At 63.8% G+C, this 21,347-nt stretch carries 21 protein-coding genes and 1 pseudogene; 13 read left to right on the forward strand and 9 right to left on the reverse strand.

The annotated features are described in order from the left end of the window. Nucleotides 1-308: 308 nt before the first annotated feature. From K0S66_RS16855 to K0S66_RS15880, 4 genes and pseudogenes are all read left to right on the forward strand, one after another. Complete coding sequence (locus K0S66_RS16855; protein ID WP_366520841.1) at nucleotides 309-743, forward strand: IS110 family transposase; 435 nt, start codon at nucleotides 309-311, stop codon at nucleotides 741-743. 205 nt (nucleotides 744-948) lie between these two features. Next, nucleotides 949-1,106, forward strand: a pseudogene (locus K0S66_RS16860) (transposase); the annotation flags it as partial. Nucleotides 1,107-1,109: 3 nt separating this feature from the next. Continuing rightward, a complete protein-coding gene (locus tag K0S66_RS16865) occupies nucleotides 1,110-1,331 on the forward strand; it encodes a hypothetical protein (protein ID WP_366520842.1) in 222 nt (73 codons plus the stop codon). Between the two features lie 283 nt (nucleotides 1,332-1,614). After that, on the forward strand, nucleotides 1,615-1,926 hold the full coding sequence (locus tag K0S66_RS15880) for a hypothetical protein (protein ID WP_301076452.1): 312 nt from the start codon (nucleotides 1,615-1,617) through the stop codon (nucleotides 1,924-1,926). Between the two features lie 3 nt (nucleotides 1,927-1,929). Here K0S66_RS15880 and K0S66_RS15885 read toward each other — a convergent pair whose 3' ends face one another. The 5 genes from K0S66_RS15885 to K0S66_RS15905 form a co-directional block, all read right to left on the reverse strand. Then, nucleotides 1,930-2,532 (reverse strand): class I SAM-dependent methyltransferase, encoded by a 603-nt coding sequence (locus tag K0S66_RS15885; RefSeq protein ID WP_301076453.1) that lies wholly within the window; start codon nucleotides 2,530-2,532, stop codon nucleotides 1,930-1,932. A gap of 86 nt (nucleotides 2,533-2,618) precedes the next feature. Then, entirely contained in the window at nucleotides 2,619-3,881 is a 1,263-nt protein-coding gene (locus K0S66_RS15890; protein ID WP_301076454.1) for a DUF3526 domain-containing protein, read from the reverse strand. Next, complete coding sequence (locus tag K0S66_RS15895; RefSeq protein ID WP_301076455.1) at nucleotides 3,878-5,317, reverse strand: DUF3526 domain-containing protein; 1,440 nt, start codon at nucleotides 5,315-5,317, stop codon at nucleotides 3,878-3,880. Before K0S66_RS15895 ends, K0S66_RS15890 begins: the two co-directional genes overlap by 4 nt. Then, nucleotides 5,314-6,054, reverse strand: a complete 741-nt coding sequence (locus K0S66_RS15900) for an ABC transporter ATP-binding protein (RefSeq protein WP_301076456.1) — start codon at nucleotides 6,052-6,054, stop codon at nucleotides 5,314-5,316. The genes K0S66_RS15895 and K0S66_RS15900 overlap by 4 nt, the downstream gene beginning before the upstream one ends. An 11-nt stretch (nucleotides 6,055-6,065) precedes the next feature. Further along, on the reverse strand, nucleotides 6,066-8,078 hold the full coding sequence (locus K0S66_RS15905; RefSeq protein WP_301076457.1) for a TonB-dependent siderophore receptor: 2,013 nt from the start codon (nucleotides 8,076-8,078) through the stop codon (nucleotides 6,066-6,068). A 166-nt stretch (nucleotides 8,079-8,244) separates the two neighbouring features. Here K0S66_RS15905 and K0S66_RS15910 point away from each other — a divergent pair, with 166 nt between their 5' ends. Continuing rightward, nucleotides 8,245-8,418 (forward strand): hypothetical protein, encoded by a 174-nt coding sequence (locus K0S66_RS15910; RefSeq protein ID WP_301076458.1) that lies wholly within the window; start codon nucleotides 8,245-8,247, stop codon nucleotides 8,416-8,418. Here the strand turns inward: K0S66_RS15910 and K0S66_RS15915 are convergent. Both K0S66_RS15915 and K0S66_RS15920 read right to left on the reverse strand, forming a co-directional pair. Next, entirely contained in the window at nucleotides 8,415-11,087 is a 2,673-nt protein-coding gene (locus K0S66_RS15915; RefSeq protein ID WP_301076459.1) for a TonB-dependent receptor, read from the reverse strand. The two genes, K0S66_RS15910 and K0S66_RS15915, sit on opposite strands and share 4 nt — an antisense overlap. A gap of 805 nt (nucleotides 11,088-11,892) precedes the next feature. Then, nucleotides 11,893-12,363: a hypothetical protein gene (locus K0S66_RS15920; RefSeq protein WP_301076460.1), complete on the reverse strand. Its 471-nt coding sequence runs from the start codon at nucleotides 12,361-12,363 to the stop codon at nucleotides 11,893-11,895. Nucleotides 12,364-12,512: 149 nt separating this feature from the next. Here K0S66_RS15920 and K0S66_RS15925 point away from each other — a divergent pair, with 149 nt between their 5' ends. Continuing rightward, entirely contained in the window at nucleotides 12,513-12,926 is a 414-nt protein-coding gene (locus tag K0S66_RS15925) for a hypothetical protein (protein WP_301076461.1), read from the forward strand. A 226-nt stretch (nucleotides 12,927-13,152) separates the two neighbouring features. On the opposite strand, the gene K0S66_RS15930 is transcribed toward K0S66_RS15925, so the two are convergent. Then, nucleotides 13,153-13,434, reverse strand: coding sequence for a hypothetical protein (locus K0S66_RS15930; RefSeq protein WP_301076462.1), 282 nt, complete (start codon nucleotides 13,432-13,434; stop codon nucleotides 13,153-13,155). Between the two features lie 20 nt (nucleotides 13,435-13,454). Here K0S66_RS15930 and K0S66_RS15935 point away from each other — a divergent pair, with 20 nt between their 5' ends. The 5 genes from K0S66_RS15935 to K0S66_RS15955 all read left to right on the forward strand — a co-directional run bounded on the left by K0S66_RS15935 (nucleotide 13,455) and on the right by K0S66_RS15955 (nucleotide 16,858). Continuing rightward, on the forward strand, nucleotides 13,455-13,679 hold the full coding sequence (locus K0S66_RS15935; protein WP_301076463.1) for a DUF5818 domain-containing protein: 225 nt from the start codon (nucleotides 13,455-13,457) through the stop codon (nucleotides 13,677-13,679). A 295-nt stretch (nucleotides 13,680-13,974) separates the two neighbouring features. After that, the gene (locus K0S66_RS15940; RefSeq protein WP_301076469.1) at nucleotides 13,975-14,703 is read left to right on the forward strand and encodes a hypothetical protein; all 729 of its coding nucleotides are present in this window, start codon (nucleotides 13,975-13,977) and stop codon (nucleotides 14,701-14,703) included. After that, on the forward strand, nucleotides 14,700-15,911 hold the full coding sequence (locus K0S66_RS15945; protein WP_301076464.1) for a M48 family metallopeptidase: 1,212 nt from the start codon (nucleotides 14,700-14,702) through the stop codon (nucleotides 15,909-15,911). Before K0S66_RS15940 ends, K0S66_RS15945 begins: the two co-directional genes overlap by 4 nt. Then, the gene (locus K0S66_RS15950; RefSeq protein ID WP_301076465.1) at nucleotides 15,911-16,504 is read left to right on the forward strand and encodes a hypothetical protein; all 594 of its coding nucleotides are present in this window, start codon (nucleotides 15,911-15,913) and stop codon (nucleotides 16,502-16,504) included. Before K0S66_RS15945 ends, K0S66_RS15950 begins: the two co-directional genes overlap by 1 nt. A gap of 3 nt (nucleotides 16,505-16,507) precedes the next feature. Further along, complete coding sequence (locus K0S66_RS15955) at nucleotides 16,508-16,858, forward strand: excalibur calcium-binding domain-containing protein (protein ID WP_301076470.1); 351 nt, start codon at nucleotides 16,508-16,510, stop codon at nucleotides 16,856-16,858. 245 nt (nucleotides 16,859-17,103) lie between these two features. Here K0S66_RS15955 and K0S66_RS15960 read toward each other — a convergent pair whose 3' ends face one another. After that, the gene (locus K0S66_RS15960) at nucleotides 17,104-18,147 is read right to left on the reverse strand and encodes a rod shape-determining protein (RefSeq protein ID WP_301076466.1); all 1,044 of its coding nucleotides are present in this window, start codon (nucleotides 18,145-18,147) and stop codon (nucleotides 17,104-17,106) included. An 823-nt stretch (nucleotides 18,148-18,970) separates the two neighbouring features. On the opposite strand from K0S66_RS15960, the gene K0S66_RS15965 reads away from it, so the two are divergent. Both K0S66_RS15965 and K0S66_RS15970 read left to right on the forward strand, forming a co-directional pair. Then, nucleotides 18,971-20,797 (forward strand): DUF885 family protein, encoded by a 1,827-nt coding sequence (locus tag K0S66_RS15965; RefSeq protein ID WP_301076467.1) that lies wholly within the window; start codon nucleotides 18,971-18,973, stop codon nucleotides 20,795-20,797. Between the two features lie 55 nt (nucleotides 20,798-20,852). After that, a complete protein-coding gene (locus K0S66_RS15970; protein WP_301076468.1) occupies nucleotides 20,853-21,206 on the forward strand; it encodes a hypothetical protein in 354 nt (117 codons plus the stop codon). Nucleotides 21,207-21,347: the final 141 nt, after the last annotated feature.

Below are 21,347 nucleotides of genomic sequence, written 5' to 3' on the forward strand. Positions count from 1 at the left end.
CGCCAAGCGAACGGCCAGCAGCCGCAATTCCTTTGGATCGGCTGCTCTGATAGCCGGGTTAGTCCGGAACAGATGACCATGACGCCGCCCGGCGGCATGGCTCCAGCGACATGCTCGATGTCGAGCGTACGTCCACTTTAGCCGCGAACCGAACAAAACCTGCCAGCCCGCAATCGACGCACAATCGGCGGGGCTGGTTTGAGAAGGAGCTGCCGTTCAGCAACGCGCCCATCCGTTGGAGTGGACGCCCCCTGACGGCATCGATGTGCCAGAGTGGAGGTGTTGAAACGCCATTGCAGGAGGCGTCCATGGATAAGGTTAGCACAGTCGGCATCGATCTGGCCAAGTCGGTTTTCCAGGTGCACGGCGCCGATCGCAGCGGCGCGGTCGTGATCCGCAAGAAGCTGCGGCGCGATCAGGTTCTGTCGTTTTTCTCGACCTTGCCGCGCTGTGTCGTGGCGATGGAGGCCTGTGCGAGTGCGCATTACTGGGGGCGCGAGATCGCGGCGTTGGGGCATGAGACGCGGCTTATCCCGCCGGCCTATGTAAAGCCGTTCGTGAAGCGGCAGAAGAACGACATGGCCGACGCAGAGGCGATTTGTGAGGCAGCACAGCGCCCGACGATGCGGTTCGTGCAGGGGAAGAGCGCAGAGGCGCAAGCCGCAGCGGTGGTGTTTCGTACGCGCGACCTGCTCGTGCGCCAGCGCACGCAGCTGATCAACGCCTTGCGGACACCTCACTGAGTTCGGTTACATCGTTCGTCAGGGTGTTGGCCACGTGAGCAAGCTGACCGAGATCGTCCGCGATCCCGCGTCCGATATTCCACCCCAGGCGCGGCCCATATTGATGCTAATCGCACAGGGGCTGGAGGCGCTGCAGCAGCAGATTGCGGTGCTCGACCGGGAAATAGCGAGGCGGGCGAAGGCTGATCCCGCGGCAAAGCGGCTGATGACGATCCCAGGAGTTGGGCCGGTGATCGCAACCGCACTCGTGGCATTGGCGCCTGCTGCCAGCACCTTCCAGCGCGGGCGCGACTTCGCTGCCTGGCTCGGCCTCGTTCCCGGCAGCACTCAAGCGGCGGCAAGGAGCGGCTTGGGCGAACAACGAAGATGGGCGAGCGCAGCTTGCGACGACTACTGATCATCGGCGCGAGCTCGGTGACGAAAGCCGCGGCACGCGACCCTGATAATGCCGGCGCATGGTTGGCTGGCATGCTGGCGCGCAAGCCCCGCATGCTGGTCACCGTCGCGATGGCAAATAAGATGGCGAGAACCGTCTGGGCGCTGACGGTGCATGGCGGCTCGTACAGAGCTCCGGCCGCGGCGGTGTAATCGCCAGAGCTTGAGGCGTCAGGGACGCAAGGAAGGTCAGTAGAGAGGTATGGCGCAACGGTCAGAAGACGGGGTCGGGAAAACCAGAGAAATGACCGAGCGCTTCGAGCGCGCCATTTCGGGATGGACCCAACCCGCGATCTCCATACAGGCCAGCAGCCGTGTTGATGGCTGCATCAACAGGCCGGACACACGGAAGCACCTGAACCTGCGCAGTTAAATCTTAGAATGACCCCGTGAATCCAACGGGGCGTCCACACACGGCCGTTCAACCGACCTGTCGGTGATCCTGAAAGCCGCCGTTCGTCATCAGACCTGGGACAGGACGGGAGCGGCAGACTTTGGGACTTTCCTGTCTGGCAGCTATCAGAAGCCCAAGGCGGAAAGCTGCCATCTCCGCCTCTATCCTCCCGACAATCGGCCGAACTGCAGTCCGGTGCCCGGGATTGAGGGCGCCTACGTCGTCGTCACCCACAGCGGCATCACGCTGGTGCCGATCCTCGGCCGCTGTTTGGCGCAAAAGATCATGGAGAAGGGGATCGGCACCGTTGCTCATCTCCTACCGGTCGAACCGATACATCACGTCCTGACCTAAGCGTCAGCTCCTTGCGGTCCAGCCGCGCCAAGTGAAGGCAGCATAGAACGTTTCCACGTCACTGAAGCCCGCATCACGCAGGCATGCCTCGTCCTCGTGCGGCCTCAGCAACACCAGACTGGCGGCGACGGCGGCCCGCGCTTGCTCGACCTGGGCTGGATCGGCGCCTGAGGCGATTGCGTACGCGGCATATCGGGAGAGCCATCGGGCACGAGCCGGCTCCTCTTGCGGGAAGCTCGAATGCGCCACCACCAGCGGTGCGCCCGGCTTCATGCGCCGGCGCATCTCCTGCAGCGTCTGCACGCGATCCTCGCGGCCGAGGAAGTGCAGCGTCAGCAGGCAGGTCGCGGCGTCGAACGGGCCGGGCGGTGCATCCTCGATATAGCCCTGCACCAGGTCTGCACGGCCGGCGTCGGGTCCCATCGCCTCTCGCGCCAGGTCGAGCATCGGGCCTGCTGGGTCGACTCCGGTGAAACGCCAGCCGGGCTGCGCCTCCGCCAGCGCCTTGAGCTCGAGCCCGCCGCCCGCGCCGAGCACCAGCACGTGCGCATTCGCCGGTGCATGCTCGGAAAGCAGGATCGACGTCATGCGATGCACCGCCTCCATGCCCGGCATAAAGCGCGGCGGTCCCTCGGCATACCGGGGCGACGCGCTCGCGGTCTAAGAACATTTCAAGGAATGCCTGATTGCCGTCAGCCACGCACCGTCTCCTCGAACTGCGGCGCGAAGCCGAAGTCCGCCTTGCCGAACGGCCGATCGCGGAAGAGATAGCCGTAGTAAAAGGTCCGCAGCCGCTGGTGAAAGGCGCGGATCCGATCCTGATAGGCGAGTTGTGCTTCGAGATCCGTTTCCGCGAGCCGCGTCAGCAGCGCCTGCATGCCAACGGAGGGCAGAACCCAGCCGAGCGCGCGTGCCGTCGCGTCGCGCCGTTCCAAGGCGGCACGATAGACGCGCACCTTCTCCGCCACGCTCTCGTCGCCGTTCTGGTGGAAGGCGAGATACCATTTGTAGTGGAACTCGGGTCCCAGCGGCGCGGAATCGGCCCAGCGCGGGTGGTTGGCGTAGAAGCGGCGCATGGTCTGCTCGCGCGGGATGTCCCAAGCGTGGTTCACCTGCTCGCGCTGGGCCAGGGCGATCTCGGCACCCTGACTGATCGGAACCGCCCGGTTGATCAACACATTGGCAAGCGTCGGAGCGATGAGCACTAGCACCAGCCAGCAGGCGGCAAGCGTCGCGGCGTTGGCGACCGAGCTCCAGCGCAGGCGTCCGATCATTCCCGCGAGTCCGATCCAGAACAGCAGATAGGCGGCGATCATGACCAGGATCAGCAGGATCGTGGTCGCGGCGACGCCGGACACGGCAGCCGCGACGGTGAAAGGCGCTGCCAGCACTACCCAGAGCAGTGCAAGTCGGAGCAAGGTGCGCCGTCTCATCAGGCCAGCGCCGCCGCGCGGCAGCGCCGTCAAGGTGCGCAGGCGCCCCGCCTCGCGCTCGCCCGATAGGAGATCGTGGAACAGCGCGATCACGAACAGGGGCGCCAGGAATACCAGCACGAAGGCGAAGTCGAACCGGCCGGGCAGCGCGAGTTCGGGGTTGAACGTGTCGCCATCGTAAATCTGCGCTTCCAGCCCCAGCGCACGGACGCGCAGGATGTAGGGCGACACGTCGCGCATGCCGAGTGCCGCAAAGGCGAGCGAGGATGGCGCGTCCCAGGTGGGATGGAAGCTGTAATAGGCCGCGCTGCCGGCATCCTTGGTGCGATCGACATAGTCGGCGACCGACGCGATGTCCTCCGCCTGTGCGGTCTGGATGGCGGCTATGGCGGCGCGCTGGCGCGATACCTCGGCCATGCCCGCCACCACGGCGGCAACCGAGAGGACCGCCAGCAGCGCCAGCGCGATCACCGTCAACCGGGCGCGCAGCAGCAGGCGCAGTTCGTGCAGCCAGAGGTTCATCGGCTTTCTCCCAGCCGGCGTGAGGCGCGGGCGAGCAGCAGGCCGGCAACGACCAGCCAGGCGACCACGATGGCGAGGCCCGGCAAGGCGCCTGCGGCAAGCGCGGTGCCGCTCGGCGCCCGATAGGTGAAATCGGGCATCTTCTCCCAACTCGCGGCCGACACGCGCTTGCGCCGGTCGGCACCTGGGTCCTCGGCGACATCGTCGGCATAGCTGACCGCCTCCGCCTGCATCCGGTTGAGGCGTTGGACGAGCGCATAGCGATACGCCTCCGCCTGTTCGAGGAAGCGGCGATGGCCGGCGAAGTCGGTCCCGGCCGCTGCCATCGACAGCGAGCGCAGCGCGATCGCCGGGCTTAGCACGCCGACCGCCTCGACGATACCGTTCTGCGTGTTCTGCGCCGCGTAGCTGCGCCCGGCATAGCGGTCGAACAGCTCGGAGGTGAGCCGCTCGCCCTCCATGCCGACCAGACCCTTGTAGTTGAGCGGCAGGTCCTCGATCCGGGTGACGCCGTAGCGCTTCAGCACCGATTGCTTGAAGGCAGCGAAATGCGGGTCATCGGGATTGTGGCTGTCCCCCATCTGCCTGAGGTCCCGCGCGATCGCCACATCGGTCTGGAGCCGGTTCTGGAGCGGCACCGCGGCGCTCGCCACGTCCGGTGCGACGCGCGGGAGGAGCACCACCGCCACCGCCCAAAGCGCAACTAGCGCCAGCAGGGCGTCGCGGCTGCGGCGAACCAGCGCGGAGACGAGGACGATGAGCACCGCCCAGAGCGCGAGGTAGGCGGCGTAACCGAGCGCGATCACCGTCATCGGCATCACCAGCGCGCCCGGCTGTCCGGCGATAGCCACGAAGCCGATCATCGCCGGCAGTCCGGCGAGCAGCGCGACCGCGCCCAGCGCCAGCAGCTTGCCGCGTATCACCTGCCCGCGCGCGGCACCCTGCAGCATCAGCAGCCGCATGGTACCGCGCTCGGTCTCCCGTGCGAGCGCGCCATATCCGAGGAAGATGAGCAGCAGCGGCGCGACCACCTGAAGCACGAAGGCAGGCGTCAATTGACCGAACCGGACCAACAGCGAGCTTTGCCGCACGTCGCCGAAATTGGCGGTATTCTGCCGATGCCCTTCCAGGAACATGCTGCTGCCGGTGAAGGCGTCGACGCCGGGGTCGAAGGCAGCCAAAGGCCCGAGGGGGCGGAAGATGAAGTGGCCGTAGTGGACCACGCGGTGCGGGTGGCGATCGGGCTGGGCGTCGAAGGCGTGCTCCGCCTCGTGCTGATGTCGGGCGCGCAAGTCGGCGTTGCTGCGCTGGTGCGACCATGAGCTGAGCACCGCGACCAGCGTCAGCAGCACCAACAGCGTGAAGGCGATTACCGCGACCCGGTTGCGAACCATCAGGCGCAGCTCGTCGCGGGCGATGAGGCGGGTGGCGCTCATGCCGGAAGCCGCTCGGTGGCGATTGCGAAGCGGGCGTGGAGCGCGCGCACGTCAAACCGTTCTGGGCCGCTTGCCTCCACCTCCTCCACGATGCGGCCGGCCTCGAGGAAGCCGATCCGGTCGGCCACATCTGCGGCGGAGAGCAGGTCGTGCGTCACCATCAAAACCGCCGTGCCGCGATCACGCACCGCGCAGACAAGCGCATTGAAGTCGGCCGTGGCGCGCGGGTCGAGCCCGGAGGTAGGCTCGTCGAGCAGCAGGACGGGTACCTCACGCAGCAGAGCGACGGCAATGGCGACCTTCTGCCGCATGCCCTTCGAGAAGCCGCCGAGCCGCTGATCCCAGGCGCGCTCCTGAAGCCCCGCCGCAGCGAGAGCCTCGGTGATGACCCGGCGATCCTTGCGCTCGTCTGACAGGGCGAGGAGATAGTCGGCATTCTCGACTGCGGTCAGATGCTCGTAGAGCGCGACGTTCTCGGGGAGATAGGCGATGCGCCGGCGCGCTGCATCGGGATCGGCGCCGGGATCCACGCCCGCGACCGTGATCGTACCCCCTTGCGCGCGCACGAAACCGAGCAGCGCGGCAAGCGTGGTCGACTTGCCTGCGCCGTTACCGCCGAGCAGCGCGGTGATGCTGGCTTCAGGCACGCGCAGCGACAGGCCGTCGAGCACGCGGTGCGCGCCATAGGCGAGCGTCAGGCCCTCTATCAGGATCGATGCGGAAACGTTCTGGGTCACTTGGTTAGTCCTCAAATCTCGAACCGGAGGGATGCGCGCACGGTGCGCGGGGCGCCCGGGTAGATCCACAGGGCGCTGTAGGAGCTGGCCGCGTATCGCTTGTCGAAGAGATTGTCCGCTTCCAGCCGGAAGCGGAGGCTCTCAGTCAGGGGCGCCTCGATCGCCGCCTTCGCCTTGACGTACTCCGGCAGGACGACGGGCGTCGTCGCGACCGATCCGGCACGGTCACCGACATAGGCGATGCCGCCGCTCAACTGCCAATTGCCACGCCCGGTCGGGATGCGGTGCACGACCAGCAAGGTGGCCGAATGCTGCGGCACGTTGAGCACATCCGGAGTCGGGAACGCCACGTCATCCGCCTTCGCGTCCAACCAAGCGTAGTTGGCGACAATCTGCCAACGATCGCCCAGCCTTGCCGAAGCGTCGATTTCGATCCCCCGGCTGACGAGGCTGCCGACCGGGGCAAGGTAGTTCGGATCGACCGGGTCCGTTGTGAGGATGTCCTTCTTACGGATGTCGAACCAGGTCGCCGCCACGTCGATGCCGGGCAGGTTCGCCGCGATCCCCACCTCGTACCCCTTGCCCGTCTCCGGTCCGAAGCCGGCACCGTTCCGGTCCGTTCCTGTGTTGAGCGAGAAGTTCTCGCCCCAGTTCGCATGCACCGCGATCACGTCGCTGACGCGGTATCGACCACCGACACGGAAGCTCACCGGCTCGTCGATGTTGCGTCCGGTGCTGCCCGTGTTGTTGTTGACGATCTTCTGCCGGTATGGATCGATGCGCGCGCCGCCCACCAGCGTCAGCCGGTCGGTGACCTCCCACATGTCCTGGACGTAGGCCGTGCCGGCCCAGCGGCTCTCGTCGTTGTTGGTGAACGGGCGGAGCGGTGCCGCGACCGATCCGTAGACCGGATCGAACAGGTCGATCGCATAGGGTGCGGCCTCCGACGGATTGATCCGCATCCATCGCTCACCGTAGAGAAACCGATAGCCCTTCAGCCCAATGCTCAATCGATGTCGCCCGATCTGCCCGGCGAGTTCCAACCGCGCGGCGAGATCGTCCACGCTGAAGTCTCGGGATCGACGTTGCCGCCACAGAGACGTGCCAACGATCCGCGACTGGTCCGCCGACAGTCCCTTCAGCGTACCGGTGCGCCAGACCACGCCGCCGTTCAGGGTCCACTGGCTGCCGAGCTCCGCCAACCCGGTGAGCTGGTGCTGGTCGTTGCGCGAGCGGGTGATGCCGTTCGACGGTTCGCCATAGTAGTTGGAGCGCGGCAAGGCGTTCGCGTCGCCATTGATCGCCGGAATTCCGCGGTCGAACGGCGTGTCAAAGCGGCTGAGCTCGCTGGTATAGGTGAGTCGAAAGGCGTCGCTCGGCTGCCAAGTGAGCGACGTCGAGACAATGCGACGCCGGAGCGAGACCGTGTCGCGCCACCCGTCGCTGTCTTCCCCCGCAACCACGATGCGTGCGGCGAGGGTGCGCGTCAGCGGCCCGGTGACGTCCAGTTCCGCCCGGCGCGTGTCGAACGAGCCGTAGCTGACCATGGCATTCGCATGCGGGGTGAAGCGCGGCACCTTGGTTACGATGTTCACGCGCCCGCCCGGATCGACGTCGCCGAACAGCGCACCGGCTGGCCCTTTGAGAACCTCGATCCTCTCGGTCGTGGCAGGATCGCGCGGCGGCGCCATGCCTCGGTTCGCGAGAAAGCCGTTGAGATAGTATTCGGCGCCGCCATCCGGCGTGCCAAGGAACCCGCGCACGGCGAAATTGTCGATCACGCCGCCACGATTGTTCTGCTGGCTGAAGCCGCTCACCAGTTCCAGTGCGTCGCTCAGCCGATAGGTTCCTGCCGCGTCCAGGATGTCCCGCTCGATCGACCTGCTCGACTGCGACATGCCCTCAGTGACGCGGTCCGACGAGAGGGTGCGGTCCACCGTGTTGCGTGAGCCGAGCACGACGATGTCGGACCGTTCGGTATCGCCTCGACCCTGAGCAGCTCCGTCCCGGGCTTGCACGGCCACGCGTACTCCCGCCGGCTCTTCCTGCTCGACTGCGTCCTCCTGCCCCCACGCGGGCGATGAAGATCCGATTGCAACAGCCGCGGTTGTTAGGAGCGCGGTGACGCCGCGGCCCGTGCGTCTCAAGAACGACATTCATGCTCCCTGGCAACCATGGCGCCTAGCTCCTATGATATGCTATATCATCAAGCAAGGGTGGTTTGGCTGCGGCTCTCCGTTCGGCTTTCGCTGGCGTGTGCGGGATGCGCTCGACTTCGTGAAGAATATCGCGCGCCGCGAACGCGTCGGCGTTTCACCGTCCCCGGTCATCGCCAGCGTGTCGGCCATGCTCATCCTCACTTAGAAGTTCAGGCCGGCCCGGACGAACACCGAGCGTCCGTTGAAGCCGAAGGGCGAGATCGCGTTGTACGGCTGGGTTCCGGCGTTGTCGGACCCGTTGGTGCCGGCCGCGACGCTGGCCACGGTGGAAGCGATGTTCTCGTCCGGGTAGACGTTAAGCAGGTTCTGCGTGCCCGCGCTCAACCGCAAGGCCCGCGTCGCCTGCCAGGACAACTCCACGTCCGTCAGCAGCCGGGCGCCGAAGGTCTGGATGATGTCGGAGTTGGTGGCGCTGCCAGCCGAGGGAACGAGCCGCGTGTCGAAGCCCGGCACCAGGGCCGCCACCTGCGCGGGCGTCCTGTTCTGGATGGCCACGGTCGATACCTTGCCGTAGCGCGTGTTGGTAACGGAGAGTGCGAACGGCCCGTGCGCATAATTGAGGTCGAGCGTCACCTTCTCGCGCGGTTGGCTGTCCGAGAAGCGCAGCTGCTGCGTCATGTCGAACAGCGGCGTCGTGATACCCAGAGCCGCGATCGGGGCGGGTGTGCCTGCGATGCGGTCGAACCTGGTCTTGTTGTAATTGCCCGCGAGCGTGCCGGTGAACCGGCTCCCGTCGCCGAAGCTGTGGCGATAGTTCATCACCAGGTCGACACCCCTGGTGTTCGTATCCACTGCATTGGTGAGGAACGACAGTGCGGCAAATCCCGACTGCCCATTGGTCGCCAGGAAATTGGTAAGCCGCGTGTCCTGGAAGGTCGAGGAAATCGCGATGCGGTCGCGCACCTTGATCTGATAGGCATCTAGCGTGAACGTCAGCCCGCCGGCCTCGAAGACGGTGCCGACCGAGATGTTGTCCGACTTCTCCGGCTTCAGGTCGGTCGCGCCAGCGAGGCGTGCGGCAGGCGTGTCGACCGCGGCGACGCGGACGATCGCCTGCGTGCCGTTCAGGATCAGCGTGTTGGACGCATTGAAGCCCGCCTGCGCCAGCGCGGGCGCACGGAAGCCGGTGTTATACGACCCGCGCAGCGCCCAGGTGCCGATCAGGCCAAGCCGCCCGGCCACCTTGAAGTTCGTCGTGTCGCCGAAGTCGGAATAATGCTCGTGCCGCACCGCGCCTGACAGAAGCAGTCGGTTGAACAGCTCCTTCTCGGCTTCGCCGTAGAGGGCATAGCTGTGCCGGTTCAGCGAAGCGCGATCATCCGGACCATTGCTCGGGCCCGGCTGTGCCCCGACCACGGCGGGCCTGCCGGCGTTCGGACCGTCGAGGATGGGCACACCACCGTTACGATAACCGTCCGGCGAGCCGGTGAAGAGGCGGTAGGTCTCCTGGCGATATTCGAGACCGAAGGCGAGCTTCAGCGGACTGCTATCGCCCAAGGGGATCTCGCGGGTCAGGTCGAGGTTATTGGTCCACTGATAGAAGTCACTGCCGTTGCGGTAGAAGCGGCTCGGCGATGCAGCCCCCAGAGAAACGTTGACGCTGTTGACGTAGGTCAGATCCTGCGTGCTGACGCCGTAGACGCTCGACAGATCCCATCCGAACCCCATCAGGCCGCTGCCGCGCAGGCCAACAGCAGTCGATAGGTTCTCGATGCGCGTTTCGAGACCGGGGCTGTAGCCATCGGGATAAAGAGCGCGGACTGTTTCATCCTGGCCGGCGCGACGGAAGAGATACTGGATGTCACCGTCGATCCGGTTGTAGCCGCCGAACGAGTAGATCTCGACATCGCCCGGCGCGGCCGCGACGAAATTATAGAAGATCTGCTTGTTGGTGTTCGGCTGGTCGCCCTGCTGAAAGACGTTGCGGTCGAAGCCGGCTTCACGCGGATCGAGCGTTCCGTTCGACGGAGTGAGCCCCACGCCCGAACCGAAGTTGCCCGACGGCAGCACCGGGCGTCCGGCCACGTTGGTGCCGAAATACTGCTGGCGGGTGTCGGGCCGAGCACGATTGGTGCCGCCGCGATCCTGGTATGCCGCGGTCAGGCGAAACACGCCATTTGCCCCGACCCGCACACCGACCGAGGCGCTGGCTTCATAGGTAGCGCCGTCACCCTCGGTCGTGGTCAGATACGTGGCCTGGGCCCGCGTTCCGACCGACCGGTCCAGAAACATGTTGATCACGCCGGAGATCGCATCCGAGCCGTATTGCGCTGCCGCACCGTCACGCAAAACCTCGATCCGGGACAGCGCAAGCGACGGGATCGCGTTGAAGTCGATCGACACATCGCCGCGACCGATGCCGTTGCTGGAGTTGAGATCGGACGCGGTATGACGGCGCTTGCCGTTGATGAGGACCAACAGCTCGCCAGGCCCGAGGCCGCGTAGCGAGGGCGGCTGCAGAAAATCCCCGATGCCCGAAGCCAGCGGACGCGGTGAGCTGAAGCTCGGAACTTGAACCTTGAGCATCTGGATCAGGTCGACGCGGCCGCTCTGTTGAAGCTCCTCCTGCGAGATCGCGTCCACGGGCGTTGCCGAGCCGATGCGCGTCCGACCGCCGAACCGGCTACCTGTCACAACGATGTCGCTGCCGCCACTCGGCTCGACAGCGGCTTGCGCTTCTGAGGCTGGACGCGGATCATTCTCCTGCTCGACTGGCGCCGCAGCGCTGCTTTGCGCCTGGCTCGGAACCGCGCCTGCCAGGCCCGCAGTAAAGCAAACGGCAGCTACCCCCAGCCGCGCCGTAAAAACGTTCAATGTACTATCCCCCTTCGAATGCGACGGCCGCACGTCGCGCATGATCACAATGCGATGATACATCGTCCCATGACCGAGGCAGGGACGAGGATCAAGCCCACCTTCACAGCCGTTGATCACTAGCGCAGGCCGCAGCTCAGCGAGAACGAGCTAGCAAGTGACCGGAATGTCGGAGCGACATGACGAGCGATCACCGCAGCAGCCGCCTGTGCACGCCGTCGGGGACCCTTTCGCGAGGCGCCATCTTGCGAGGTACCATCTTGCCCGCTGATCTGCGCAGCGGCGCCCCTGACCAACGGCAGCTTTCAAGCACGGCTCAGCGCGACCGGAACGACGATAATTGGGTCGTCAGCTGCCATGCCTCTGATTGCCACCGAACGGCCGTTATTGCGATTCCGTCGTGGAAAGCTGCCGGGCAGCTAGCGGCCCAACATCAGTCAGCGCCGAAGCTTGCCGCGAGCTGGTCACCGTCGGGGTCGCCCACCGAGCCCGGCCCCCGGCCGTAGCACCGCGGTATATTCCTCAGCCCCCAACACGCCTCGGCTGACCCGAACGAGCTTGTCTGGGGCAATGGAACGCCGTTCCGCGTTCCGCGGGACCGCGCCTTTTTCATGTGTTCAGCGGCGGCGCGCGCGGCCGAAAAAGGTGATGATGCTTTCGGCGCTATTGGGGGTCGATTGCCGACACCCCGAAATAATGATCGTCGAGCGATACTTCCTTCAGCACCAGCTGGGTGGCGCCGGAGACCTCGCGCGGGAAATATTTAGCGCAGGGTTGGCGCCGAGAGGGGCTCAGATGTCACTGATCATCGGCTTTCTGAGCACTGGTGCCCGCGCCAATACCGCTCCCACTTCAGCACTGTCCTCGTCGTGACCATCGCACAGGATAGATCCCCCGCGCGGGGCGACGTGCACCAGGCGGCTGTCCTGTTCCCCTTGCCGCTGCCGATCGATCGACAAGTCAGCGGGGGTCCTTTGACCAGCACATGTCCTTCGCGCGACTTACCGACTGGGGTCCCGATCAGGCGCACCAAGGCATCACGCGCAGCCTCGGCGCTGGCGCTCGGGCATGGCTGATTGCTGCGACAGGTACCGTTCATTTCACGGGCGGCTATTCCCGAAAGACGTATCCTCGGGCCCTCTGCGCACCATAGGGGCCCATCTCCATCCCACACGCGGGTGGGAGTGCAGCGGAACGAGGCGCCGGCGGGCACAACAGAAGCAACGGCGGCAAGAATCGTGATCACCTCCGCGACTGAGCACAACTTCTCCAACATCGCCAGCCCTTACGTTCTTTCTATGTTCTGCCATGAGGAGGGTTATGGTCGGTCCGCCGAAATCCCTCCACGATCTTCACCGCGTTGAAGCACAGGTCCGCGTCACGTGCCGAAGCTGCAAGGCGAGTGAGACTTGGGAGCTGGACGCGTTGATCGCCGAAGTGCGCAACAACGGCGGGAGCGTCGATTGGAAAGCGGCACACTGGTCGGTGAAATGCCCAAAACGTTGCGCGTCGCCGCGTGTCACCTTGTTGGCGCTGCCGTTCGGAAAACAGCGCGCCCGCCGAAAGGCGCGCAGGCATTTGCTGATCAATCTGGCGCTTCAGATCCTGCGGGAAGCAGCGCATCGACCAAGTCATGAGCCGGTCGGCACGATCGACGTTCGACTGGCATTGCACGTGCTCCGTCCGTTCGTGGCAGAGCAGCAATTCTTAGTCGAGTTCTGGAAAGCGGCCGTCACAGAGCCGAGCCATCCCTGGATCAGCTGTCACCTCCCTTATCGGAAGATCGTGCACCAGCTTGTCGACCTTGGTCTACCGGTAGACCACGCTAACCGGCCTTAGATGCCATCATCATCGCCGGTGACGGGGGGGGGCTATAAGCCTTCCACATGGTGAGTCCTCCCTCTTCAGGCTTGATTAGCGCGAGGGCTTCGGCTGCTCGTCAGGATCAACTTCTGTGGCCGGAACGTCCGTGTTGTCGCCGTCGTCCATCACGAAGCGCGTTGTTCCAGCCTCACCTGGGCGCTGGCCGTGTCTCCGCGGCGGCTTTGTGGTCGTCCGGCTTATCTTATTGCTGCATCACGTCCTCCGTTCCCAGCTTTAACCAATATTCTGTCGTTTTGGTCCGCGCCCGGTCGCGCGGGGGCTGGAACAACAGTGTTGCCGTGCTAACCCTGCGCGAAGAATCAACGCGGGAGGAACTTGTTCTATGCAAGAGTTCTTTCTCCTCCCGCTTGTTCTTATAGGGCTGCTTGTTGTGCTGCCCTTGGCTGTGCTCGGGATCACCTTCCTTTGCGCCGCATTTTTGATTGGAGAAAGGCAAGGCTGGGCGCGGGTAGGAGGCGTTCACCAAAGCGATCGCGATAGCTGATGCCGATCGGTACACGGCACGACGAGACTGGCTGGCTGAACGAACAAGCCGGGGAACGCCTTTTGCGAAGAGACGGGGGTGGAACGTGGCGCCTCGAGATGGGCCTGCGAGCCTATTGGCGATCTCGCAGACTGCTTGGCCAACGAGTGCAGGTGGTCGGCAAGCGGATCGACTTCGACGTCCTTGCCGTCGAGCAACTGCGCGGGATTGGTAACGCCCGGTGATCTGATCAAATCTGGCTGGGAACTGTCGCGAACATCATGACGCGAGAGCTGTGCGTGGGATGCTTACCTGGATACCCATTTATCCCCTACGGAATCGCACGTTTTGCAAGGTGCGAGCATCTAAAATATAAAGAGTTTGTGGGACACCATTAATCGAGATCAAGCAAAGCTAGTGCTTGAAACGTCAAGGATCTTGTGCAGATAGAAGCAGAGTTGGTTGGGGAACCAACGCGTTTCACTAGGGGGTAAAGTGCGAGCCAGTATCTGGGTTGCAGTCGCGTCTGCGGCTGTTGCAATAGCTGTGCCTGCAGCTGCACAAGAGCGAACGGCCGTAAAGGACGGCTTTGATTTGGCTGCGGCAAGCGGAAAGACAATCCTTGTCATGCGCCCCACCGTGCAGGTTGGAGCGCAGTCAACGGGCGGAATGTTCGAGCCGAACGGTGATTGGACTGACAAGTCTCGCAAGAATATCGATAGCGCCCTGGCCAGAATCCAGACAAAGCTGGGGAATCGGGTCGTTGTTGCGCCCGAAGCTTTCGGAGAGGACGCGCGCCTGACCGAAGAGTATGCAGCACTCTTTGCTGCGGTGTCTCGGTCGGTCATCAACTACCAGTTCTTTAAGGGCAACCGACTGCCCACGAAAAAGCGGGACAACAAGGCAAACATTTTTGATTGGTCGCTTGGGTCCGGAGTCTCCTCTTTACCGGGTGCAAAGGACGCTGATTATGCGCTCTTCATCTATAACAAGGATGCCTATGGCTCGACTGGGCGTAAGCTGCTTCAAGCTGTTGCGCTGCTGGGGCCCGGCATCGCAGTAAAGTCGGGGGAGCACGCCGGCTATGCTGGGCTGGTTGATCTGAAGTCCGGCGACATCCTGTGGCTTAATGCTGACGGCGCGATGGGGGGCGATGTCCGAACAGCCGAAGGCGCAGAGAAACGGGTCAGTCAGTTGCTCGAGGAGTTTCCGGGAAGCTCAATTCCCAAGTCGGTCTCTACTGTTGCACCAGAGGACGCGGCGAAGTGAAACTGCCGATGCTCGCGGTGAGCGCCGCTGCCATGATCTTTTGCGGTTCCGCTGCCGCTGCTCCTAAAGCCAAGGTCCAGCCTGCTCCCGTTCCGCCGCCATATGCAGGCGCGTACCAGCCGCAGGGCGTTGATGAGATTGGACTGTGGCGCGACGCGGATGAAGATGAGCGCAAGCTCGCCAATTCTGCGCTCCTGATCCGGGACGAGAAGCTAAACGCGTACGTGCGATCTGCTCTCTGCACAGCCGTTGGCGCCGACCGTTGCGCGTCTGCGCGAATCTACGTTGTTCGGGTTCCTGCTTTCAACGCCAGTATGACGCCCAATGGGACAATGCAGGTTTTTAGCGGACTGCTGTTGCGCGCACGAAGCGAGGCGGAGCTGGCCGCAGTTCTAGGCCACGAGTTTGGTCATTTCGAGAGACGCCATACGCTTGCCCAATACAAGGCGGCACGAACGGGCACCGATTTGTTAAGCTGGGCAGCAGTGCTGACCTCAATGTCAGGCTCACAGGCAAAGTATAGCAGCTTCGACAATCTGCAACTCTCGGTGTTGGGCGGCCTCGCTAAATTTGGTCGTGACCAAGAGCGTGAGGCCGACCTGATAGGGCTCGGCTACTTGAACGGAAGTTCGCTCCGCCCCAGCGCAGCGTCGCGTGTATGGCGCAACCTGATCCTGGAGCGCGAAGCGTCCGCACTTGAGCGAGGTTTGAGGAAGCCGGACTTTGACCGAGTGGCATTCTTCGCATCTCATCCCGCAAATGGCGAGCGAGCCGACTACCTTTACGCTCTTGCCGCACCCAACGATGAAAACAAGGAGGACGGTGCCGACCGCTACGAAGCTGTGATGGAAAAATGGCTTCCCCTTTTTCTAGATGATCAAATCAAGCTGAACGACTTTGGGGGCAGCGACTTCATCATCAAGCGGCTGGCCGAAGCAGGCTGGACGGCGACATTATGGCGCGCTCGCGGCGACCTGTACCGCTTGAGAGGCAACCAGCGCGACCTGATGAACGCGGCTGACTTCTACGGCAAAGCGGTGGAACTCGATCCCTCGCTTGCTGAGGCGCAACGGGGCCTTGGTCTTTCGCTCCTTAAAACCGGGCGCTCCAGCGAAGGCGTAGTCGCGCTGCGCCGCTATCTCGAACTGAAGCCTGATGCCGCCGATGCATCGATGATCGGCATGCTCGTCCAGAAGGAAGCCAAGTAATGCGTGCTATTACGGCTGTAACGCTGTTCGTTGTGGCTCTCTCAACACCGATTGCCGCCGCAAATGCCAACTCGTATCGAGAGAAAGGACAGGCTGCGAAGATCTCGGGTTCTATCCTGACGGTGACCCCGTCGCGCGATTGGAACAAGCTGGGTGTCTCACCAGGCAAGAAGACCGAAACGTGGACCCTCGATGGTGAGGAGTTGAACGACGTAACCTTCTTTGCCGGTATCGAGCCGGGCAAGCCGCTGGTCCGGGAGGTAAGCAAGAAGCGAAAGCCGCTTCCTAAGTTCACCGAAGGTACCTTGCTGCTCGAGGTTCCGGAACTGCTCGAGGGCACCTACCGTGCTGCCAAGGACCTCGCGACCTTCACCATTTCGGGATCGCAGCCCGATCGCTTCTTGGGGAGTGATGGGATCCGGTTCACCTTCGACTATGTCGACAACGACGCGCTACCGCGTCGCGGTGAGGGGCGAGCAGCGTTGATCAACGGGCTTCTCTATATGGCCGTATTCGATGCGCCGCGGCTGAATTACTATGACCGCACGCTGAGCGATTTCCGCACGCTTACCGACAGTGCAAAGCTGAATTGAGTGATGCACGCCTGCGGACCCCACAGCTTTAGTTTAAGTCGAGTTCGACCGCTGCGATTAGCTATTGGAACGGCAGTACTAATACTCCTCGGTAATGTTGCTGTAGCAACGCCGGGGGGGCTCAATGCGCAAGGCTGCCACAATGACCGGAAGGGTGGGGCCGGATACCATTGTCATGGAGGGATGACGCGGGCCGCTGATCGCCCGCAGCCCCTCAGGTTGCAAGGCAGTAGCGCGGTTTTTCCCAACTGCTCAGCGGCTCGTGCAGCGGGAGCTGCGCCCGTGAGGCGAGGAGATCCTGGTTACGGATTGCACCTCGATAGGGACAATGATGGCGTCGGCTGCGAACGCTGACAACATCAGCCAAATTCAATAATTAGAAGGTTCGCTCCATTGCACCGGCACAGGCGATACAACGAACAGCGAACCTATGCGGCTTTCATGCGGGCAGTGCGAACAGCCAGTTGAGATATCCGAAACGCAAGCCGCGTTAGCGGCTATTGAGGAGGCCGTCAGCTTTGCTCGAGTACGAGCATTCAAACACAATACGCCTAGCTTAACCCTCGACGGTATGGATGATGGTAGTGGGCACCTCAAGCCTAGTCGTCGGACATCACACCGCGATACACCGGTTCTTCCAGGGCACGCCCAGCGCCTTCAGCCACGCACATTAGGGCGTTTTCCGCGACGATCACCGGCAGGCCGGTGGCCTCCGAGAGTACCTTGTCCAGACCTCGGAGCAGGCTGCCTCCGCCGGTCATGACGATACCTTGATCGTAGATGTCGGACGAAAGCTCAGGCCCGGCCTTTTCAAGTGCGGAGAGCGTTGCCTCGACAATCTGCGCCGTGAGGTCGGCGAGGAACTGGGCTATCTCCGCCTGGTTGACCTCTACCTCGCTTGGCATGCCTTTTACCAAGTGGCGCCCCCGCACCATCATCGACTTGCCTACGCCGTCCGCCGGAATCTGCGCGACACCGATTTGCACCTTTATGCGCTCGGCAGTGGCTTCGCCGATCATCAGGTTGTGCTTGCGTCGAACTCCCGAGGCGATCGCCTCGTCCATTCGGTCGCCCCCCACGCGAACCGACGCGCTGTACGCAAGCCCGCGGAGCGCAAGGATTGCGACCTCCGTCGTTCCGCCACCTATGTCGACGACCATGGCACCCAAGGGCTCGGTCACCGGCAGTCCCGCGCCGATTGCCGCCGCCATCGACTCCTCGATCAGATACACCTTGCGGGCACCCGCGCTCGTCGCCGCCTGTTGGATCGCCCGCCTTTCCACCATCGTCGCGCTGCTGGGGATGCTAATAACGATCTCAGGGCGCCGGCCGAACTTGATTGAGCCCCTGCGTGCTTTGTCGATGAAATACTTTATCATCTGCTCCGCGACGTCGATATCCGCGATCACGCCGTCTCGCATCGGCCGGATCGTGCTGATGTTCTCGGGCGTCTTGCCCAACATAAGCTTCGCCTCCGCGCCAACTGCCCGAACGCTCAAGCTTCCGCCGACCCGTTCCAGGGCGACTATGGAAGGTTCGTTGAGAACCACGCCCCTGTCACGCAGGTACACGACGGTGTTCACGGTCCCGAGGTCGATCGCGAGATCGTAAGGTGCGCGGGATAGCAGGCCGGGAAGGCGCATCGAGCTCGATCAGTTGGCGTCGTCGTCGGCTCACGACGAAGTGAGTAACCCATCGAGCGCGTGGAGAGGTCCCGTTGAGCCCGTACACGAGGCCGGTCAAGCACATTGAGGCCAGGACGCTGACTGCCTTGAAGTCGAACCGGACGGCAGGCTTCAGGAGCTATGACGATATAGCCGAACGGCGGCTTGGCAAGCTCTCGAGCCACAAGCCGCCTTTCTGCTCACGGCCCAAGTCCAGCCGCCAAGCGGCAACTGAACCAAGGTCCGGTGTTGGGGAACGGGAAGGTCGGGCGGAATGGCTATTGCGGGGTCATCACGTCGCAGAAGCGCATCTCGCTGTTTGAGCCTCCACTCTGCGGTCCGCAGCGGGATGTACCCGAGAAGTAGCTGTACCCGCAGCGGTGGGAAGCTGCTGCTGCCGCGATCCAATGCTTCGATCCGTGTCACCTCGAAAGTCCGGTAATCCGCGCGCAACAGACGCCACGCCAACAGTATCAAGATGCGAGGGCTCTACGACATACAGAGCGGAGAGTTTTCCCGCTCGGTCTGCCGTTCGCGTCATGACCTACGATCACAACGCTCAACTCCTCCCGGCACGCTTCGCAGAAGATCAAGGTCGACGGTAGCGTTATCGCTCGACAAGCATGAGCGGCGTCAGAGGCGCGGCTAGACTGCTCTGAGCGCCGCCTCTTGGCGACACCCCGATTAGCAAGTACCAAAACCATTGTAATCGCCCTCCGTAAGCACCGCGGCCTGCCGGTCGCCGGACCAACCTGATTGAACTTCCGATCTGAAGACCTTGCCATCCTTGTTAGGAGCTACCGTGCAGCCCTTCTTACTTGCCACCGCGATCACCTCCCTCGCCATCGGCGGGCTAGCGCTCCCCGCCGCCGCGCAAACGGCGGTAGCCTCGTCCGCCACCGCGGCCGAAGACGCGCGCCTCACCGCCTTCCTCGACGCCGAATTCGCTGAATTGCTGAAGCGGCAGCCGCAGACGGCCACCCGACTGGGCCTGAAGGAAGGTGGGGATCGCTGGAACGACATCAGCGATGCCGGCGCCGACGCCTTCGTCGCTTGGCGACAGGCCAGCGCCGCCCGGCTGAAGGCAGCGTTCGATCGCTCCAAACTGTCCCCGCAGTCGCAGGTAAACTACGACATCTGGCTGCTGGAGGCCGATCGCGCCGCGCTGACCAATGCCAACCGGCGGTTCAAGCCGCCGCTCTACTCCCGCCTGTATTCGACGCACAGCCAGCTGCCCGATTTCCTGATCAATACGCACAGCGTTGCCGACGTCACTGACCTGCGGAACTACATTGCCCGGCTGCGTGGCCTGCCGGCGGTGCTCGACATCGCGATAGACCGCACCCGCGCCAGTGAAGCCGCTGGCATCCGCGTGCCGCGCTTCCAGATCGAGACGATCATCGCTGGCAGCGAGAAACTGACCAGCGGCGCTCCCTTTGGTGCCGGGCCGGACGTTGCCCTTTGGGCCGATGTGAAGGCCAAGACGGAGAAGCTGGTCGCGGCGGGCAAGATCGACCGCGCGCAGGCCGACACGCTGCTGGAGGAGGCGCGCACCGCGATCCTCGCGCTGCAGCCCGCCTATGGCCGGGTGATCGCCTGGGCGAAAAGCGCGCTGCCGACCGCGCCCAGCGGCCGCGTCGGCGCGGTATCGCTGCCCGGCGGGGCGGACTTCTACGCCGATGAGCTGAAGCTCAACACGACGACCGATTATACCGCCGACCAGATCCACGCCATCGGCCGGTCGGAGGTCGCGCGGATTGAGGCGGAGCAGGACGCGCTGGCGCGCAAGGCCGGGTTGAAGGACCGTCAGGCTTATTATGCCGAGCGCGCGCGTCTCTTCCCCTCGCGGCCGTGGACCGACGCCTCGCGCGCGGAATATCTGGCCAACGCCAATGCGTTCGTCGCCCGCACGCGCACGCTGTTGCCCGCTTACTTCGGCACGCTGCCGGCCTATCGCATCGAAGTGGTGCGGGAGCCGTCGTTCAGCGAGGTGCCGGGCGGCGCCGCGCATGCCTCGGCGCCGAGCCCCGACGGGTCACGCCCGGCGCGCACCTATGTGCATATGGCCGGCAATCAGGAAGATCCCGCCGCGATGTACACGTTGATGTGTCACGAAGCGGTTCCCGGCCACAACATGCAGGGTGACATCCAGGTGCGGCAGAAGGGCGGCCCCAAGTTCCGCTCGGTCACCGGCTATGTCGCGTTCGGCGAGGGCTGGGGCCTGTATGCCGAAGCGATGTGCAAGGAAATGAACGCTTTCCCCGACATTGCGGCGGATTTCATGCGGCTTGATGCGGAGCTGTTCCGCGCAGCGCGGCTGGTGGTCGACACCGGCATCCATTCGCTCGGCTGGACCGAGGATCAGGCGGTCGAGTATCTGCACAAGACGGGTCGCCAGCCGCTCGAAAAGGCCCGCTCGGAAGTGCGCCGTTACATCACGCTGCCGGGCCAGGCGACCGGCTACAAGATCGGCATGCTCAAGATCGTCGAGCTGCGCCGCAAGGCGGAGGCCGCGCTGGGCCCGAAGTTCGACATCAAGGGCTTCCACGACCTGCTGATCGCCTCCGGCTCGCAGCCGCTGTCGATCTTGGAGCGGCGAGTGAACGACTGGATTCAGTCGCGCTCCTAGTCTGGCGTCCAAAGGGTCGTTCAGCGTATTTGCTTGGTGCGGCCGGTCCATTTCCATGAATGGCCGGCCAATCTACGGGGTGGTTGAGCAGCATCACTTTGACCCTTGCCCGCTGCCTGGAGAACCAGAGGATGTCTCCTTTCGCCTGCCGCGAGAGGCCAAGCGGTTGCTGAGTACGGTGGCTGACGGAATGGCCGCATCGCCTGACGTCCGCTGGACCTGCGCGGAGTTGCGTGTGGAACAGGATGGCCGTTACGGCACTAGCTATCGCTATGACCCGCCACATCGGCTTGCCGGCAATCTGCTCGACGTCCGCCTTCGTGGCTATCGCGAAACTTGGCTGGCGAGCGAGCATGGTGCAGCCATCCGGGCAGCCGCCGCGCCCCGGTGGCGTAGGATGATGGGTTGATGATCGGTTGGTTGCTGCCGCTGCTGGCGAGCTTGGCCCCGCCTATTGGCAGCACGCAAACGGGAGGAAGCATGCCCGAAAAGCAGGCGGTGCCGTCGCCAGGCGATCTGGAACAGCAGACGCCCGAACAGATCATTGCTG

The sequence above is a fragment of the Sphingomonas sp. genome (assembly GCF_029239295.1).
Classification (GTDB): Bacteria; Pseudomonadota; Alphaproteobacteria; order Sphingomonadales; family Sphingomonadaceae; genus Sphingomonas.

Coding starts and splice junctions, on each gene's coding strand:
- K0S66_RS15895 (WP_301076455.1), bottom strand. CDS start 5,317: ATGAGCGCCACCCGCCTCATCGCCCGCGACGAGCTGCGCCTGATGGTT.
- K0S66_RS15885 (WP_301076453.1), bottom strand. CDS start 2,532: ATGGAGGCGGTGCATCGCATGACGTCGATCCTGCTTTCCGAGCATGCA.
- K0S66_RS15910 (WP_301076458.1), top strand. CDS start 8,245: ATGATATGCTATATCATCAAGCAAGGGTGGTTTGGCTGCGGCTCTCCG.
- K0S66_RS15920 (WP_301076460.1), bottom strand. CDS start 12,363: ATGTTGGAGAAGTTGTGCTCAGTCGCGGAGGTGATCACGATTCTTGCC.
- K0S66_RS15960 (WP_301076466.1), bottom strand. CDS start 18,147: ATGCGCCTTCCCGGCCTGCTATCCCGCGCACCTTACGATCTCGCGATC.
- K0S66_RS15950 (WP_301076465.1), top strand. CDS start 15,911: ATGCGTGCTATTACGGCTGTAACGCTGTTCGTTGTGGCTCTCTCAACA.
- K0S66_RS15970 (WP_301076468.1), top strand. CDS start 20,853: ATGAATGGCCGGCCAATCTACGGGGTGGTTGAGCAGCATCACTTTGAC.
- K0S66_RS15890 (WP_301076454.1), bottom strand. CDS start 3,881: ATGAACCTCTGGCTGCACGAACTGCGCCTGCTGCTGCGCGCCCGGTTG.
- K0S66_RS16855 (WP_366520841.1), top strand. CDS start 309: ATGGATAAGGTTAGCACAGTCGGCATCGATCTGGCCAAGTCGGTTTTC.
- K0S66_RS16865 (WP_366520842.1), top strand. CDS start 1,110: ATGGGCGAGCGCAGCTTGCGACGACTACTGATCATCGGCGCGAGCTCG.
- K0S66_RS15955 (WP_301076470.1), top strand. CDS start 16,508: ATGCACGCCTGCGGACCCCACAGCTTTAGTTTAAGTCGAGTTCGACCG.
- K0S66_RS15935 (WP_301076463.1), top strand. CDS start 13,455: ATGCCGATCGGTACACGGCACGACGAGACTGGCTGGCTGAACGAACAA.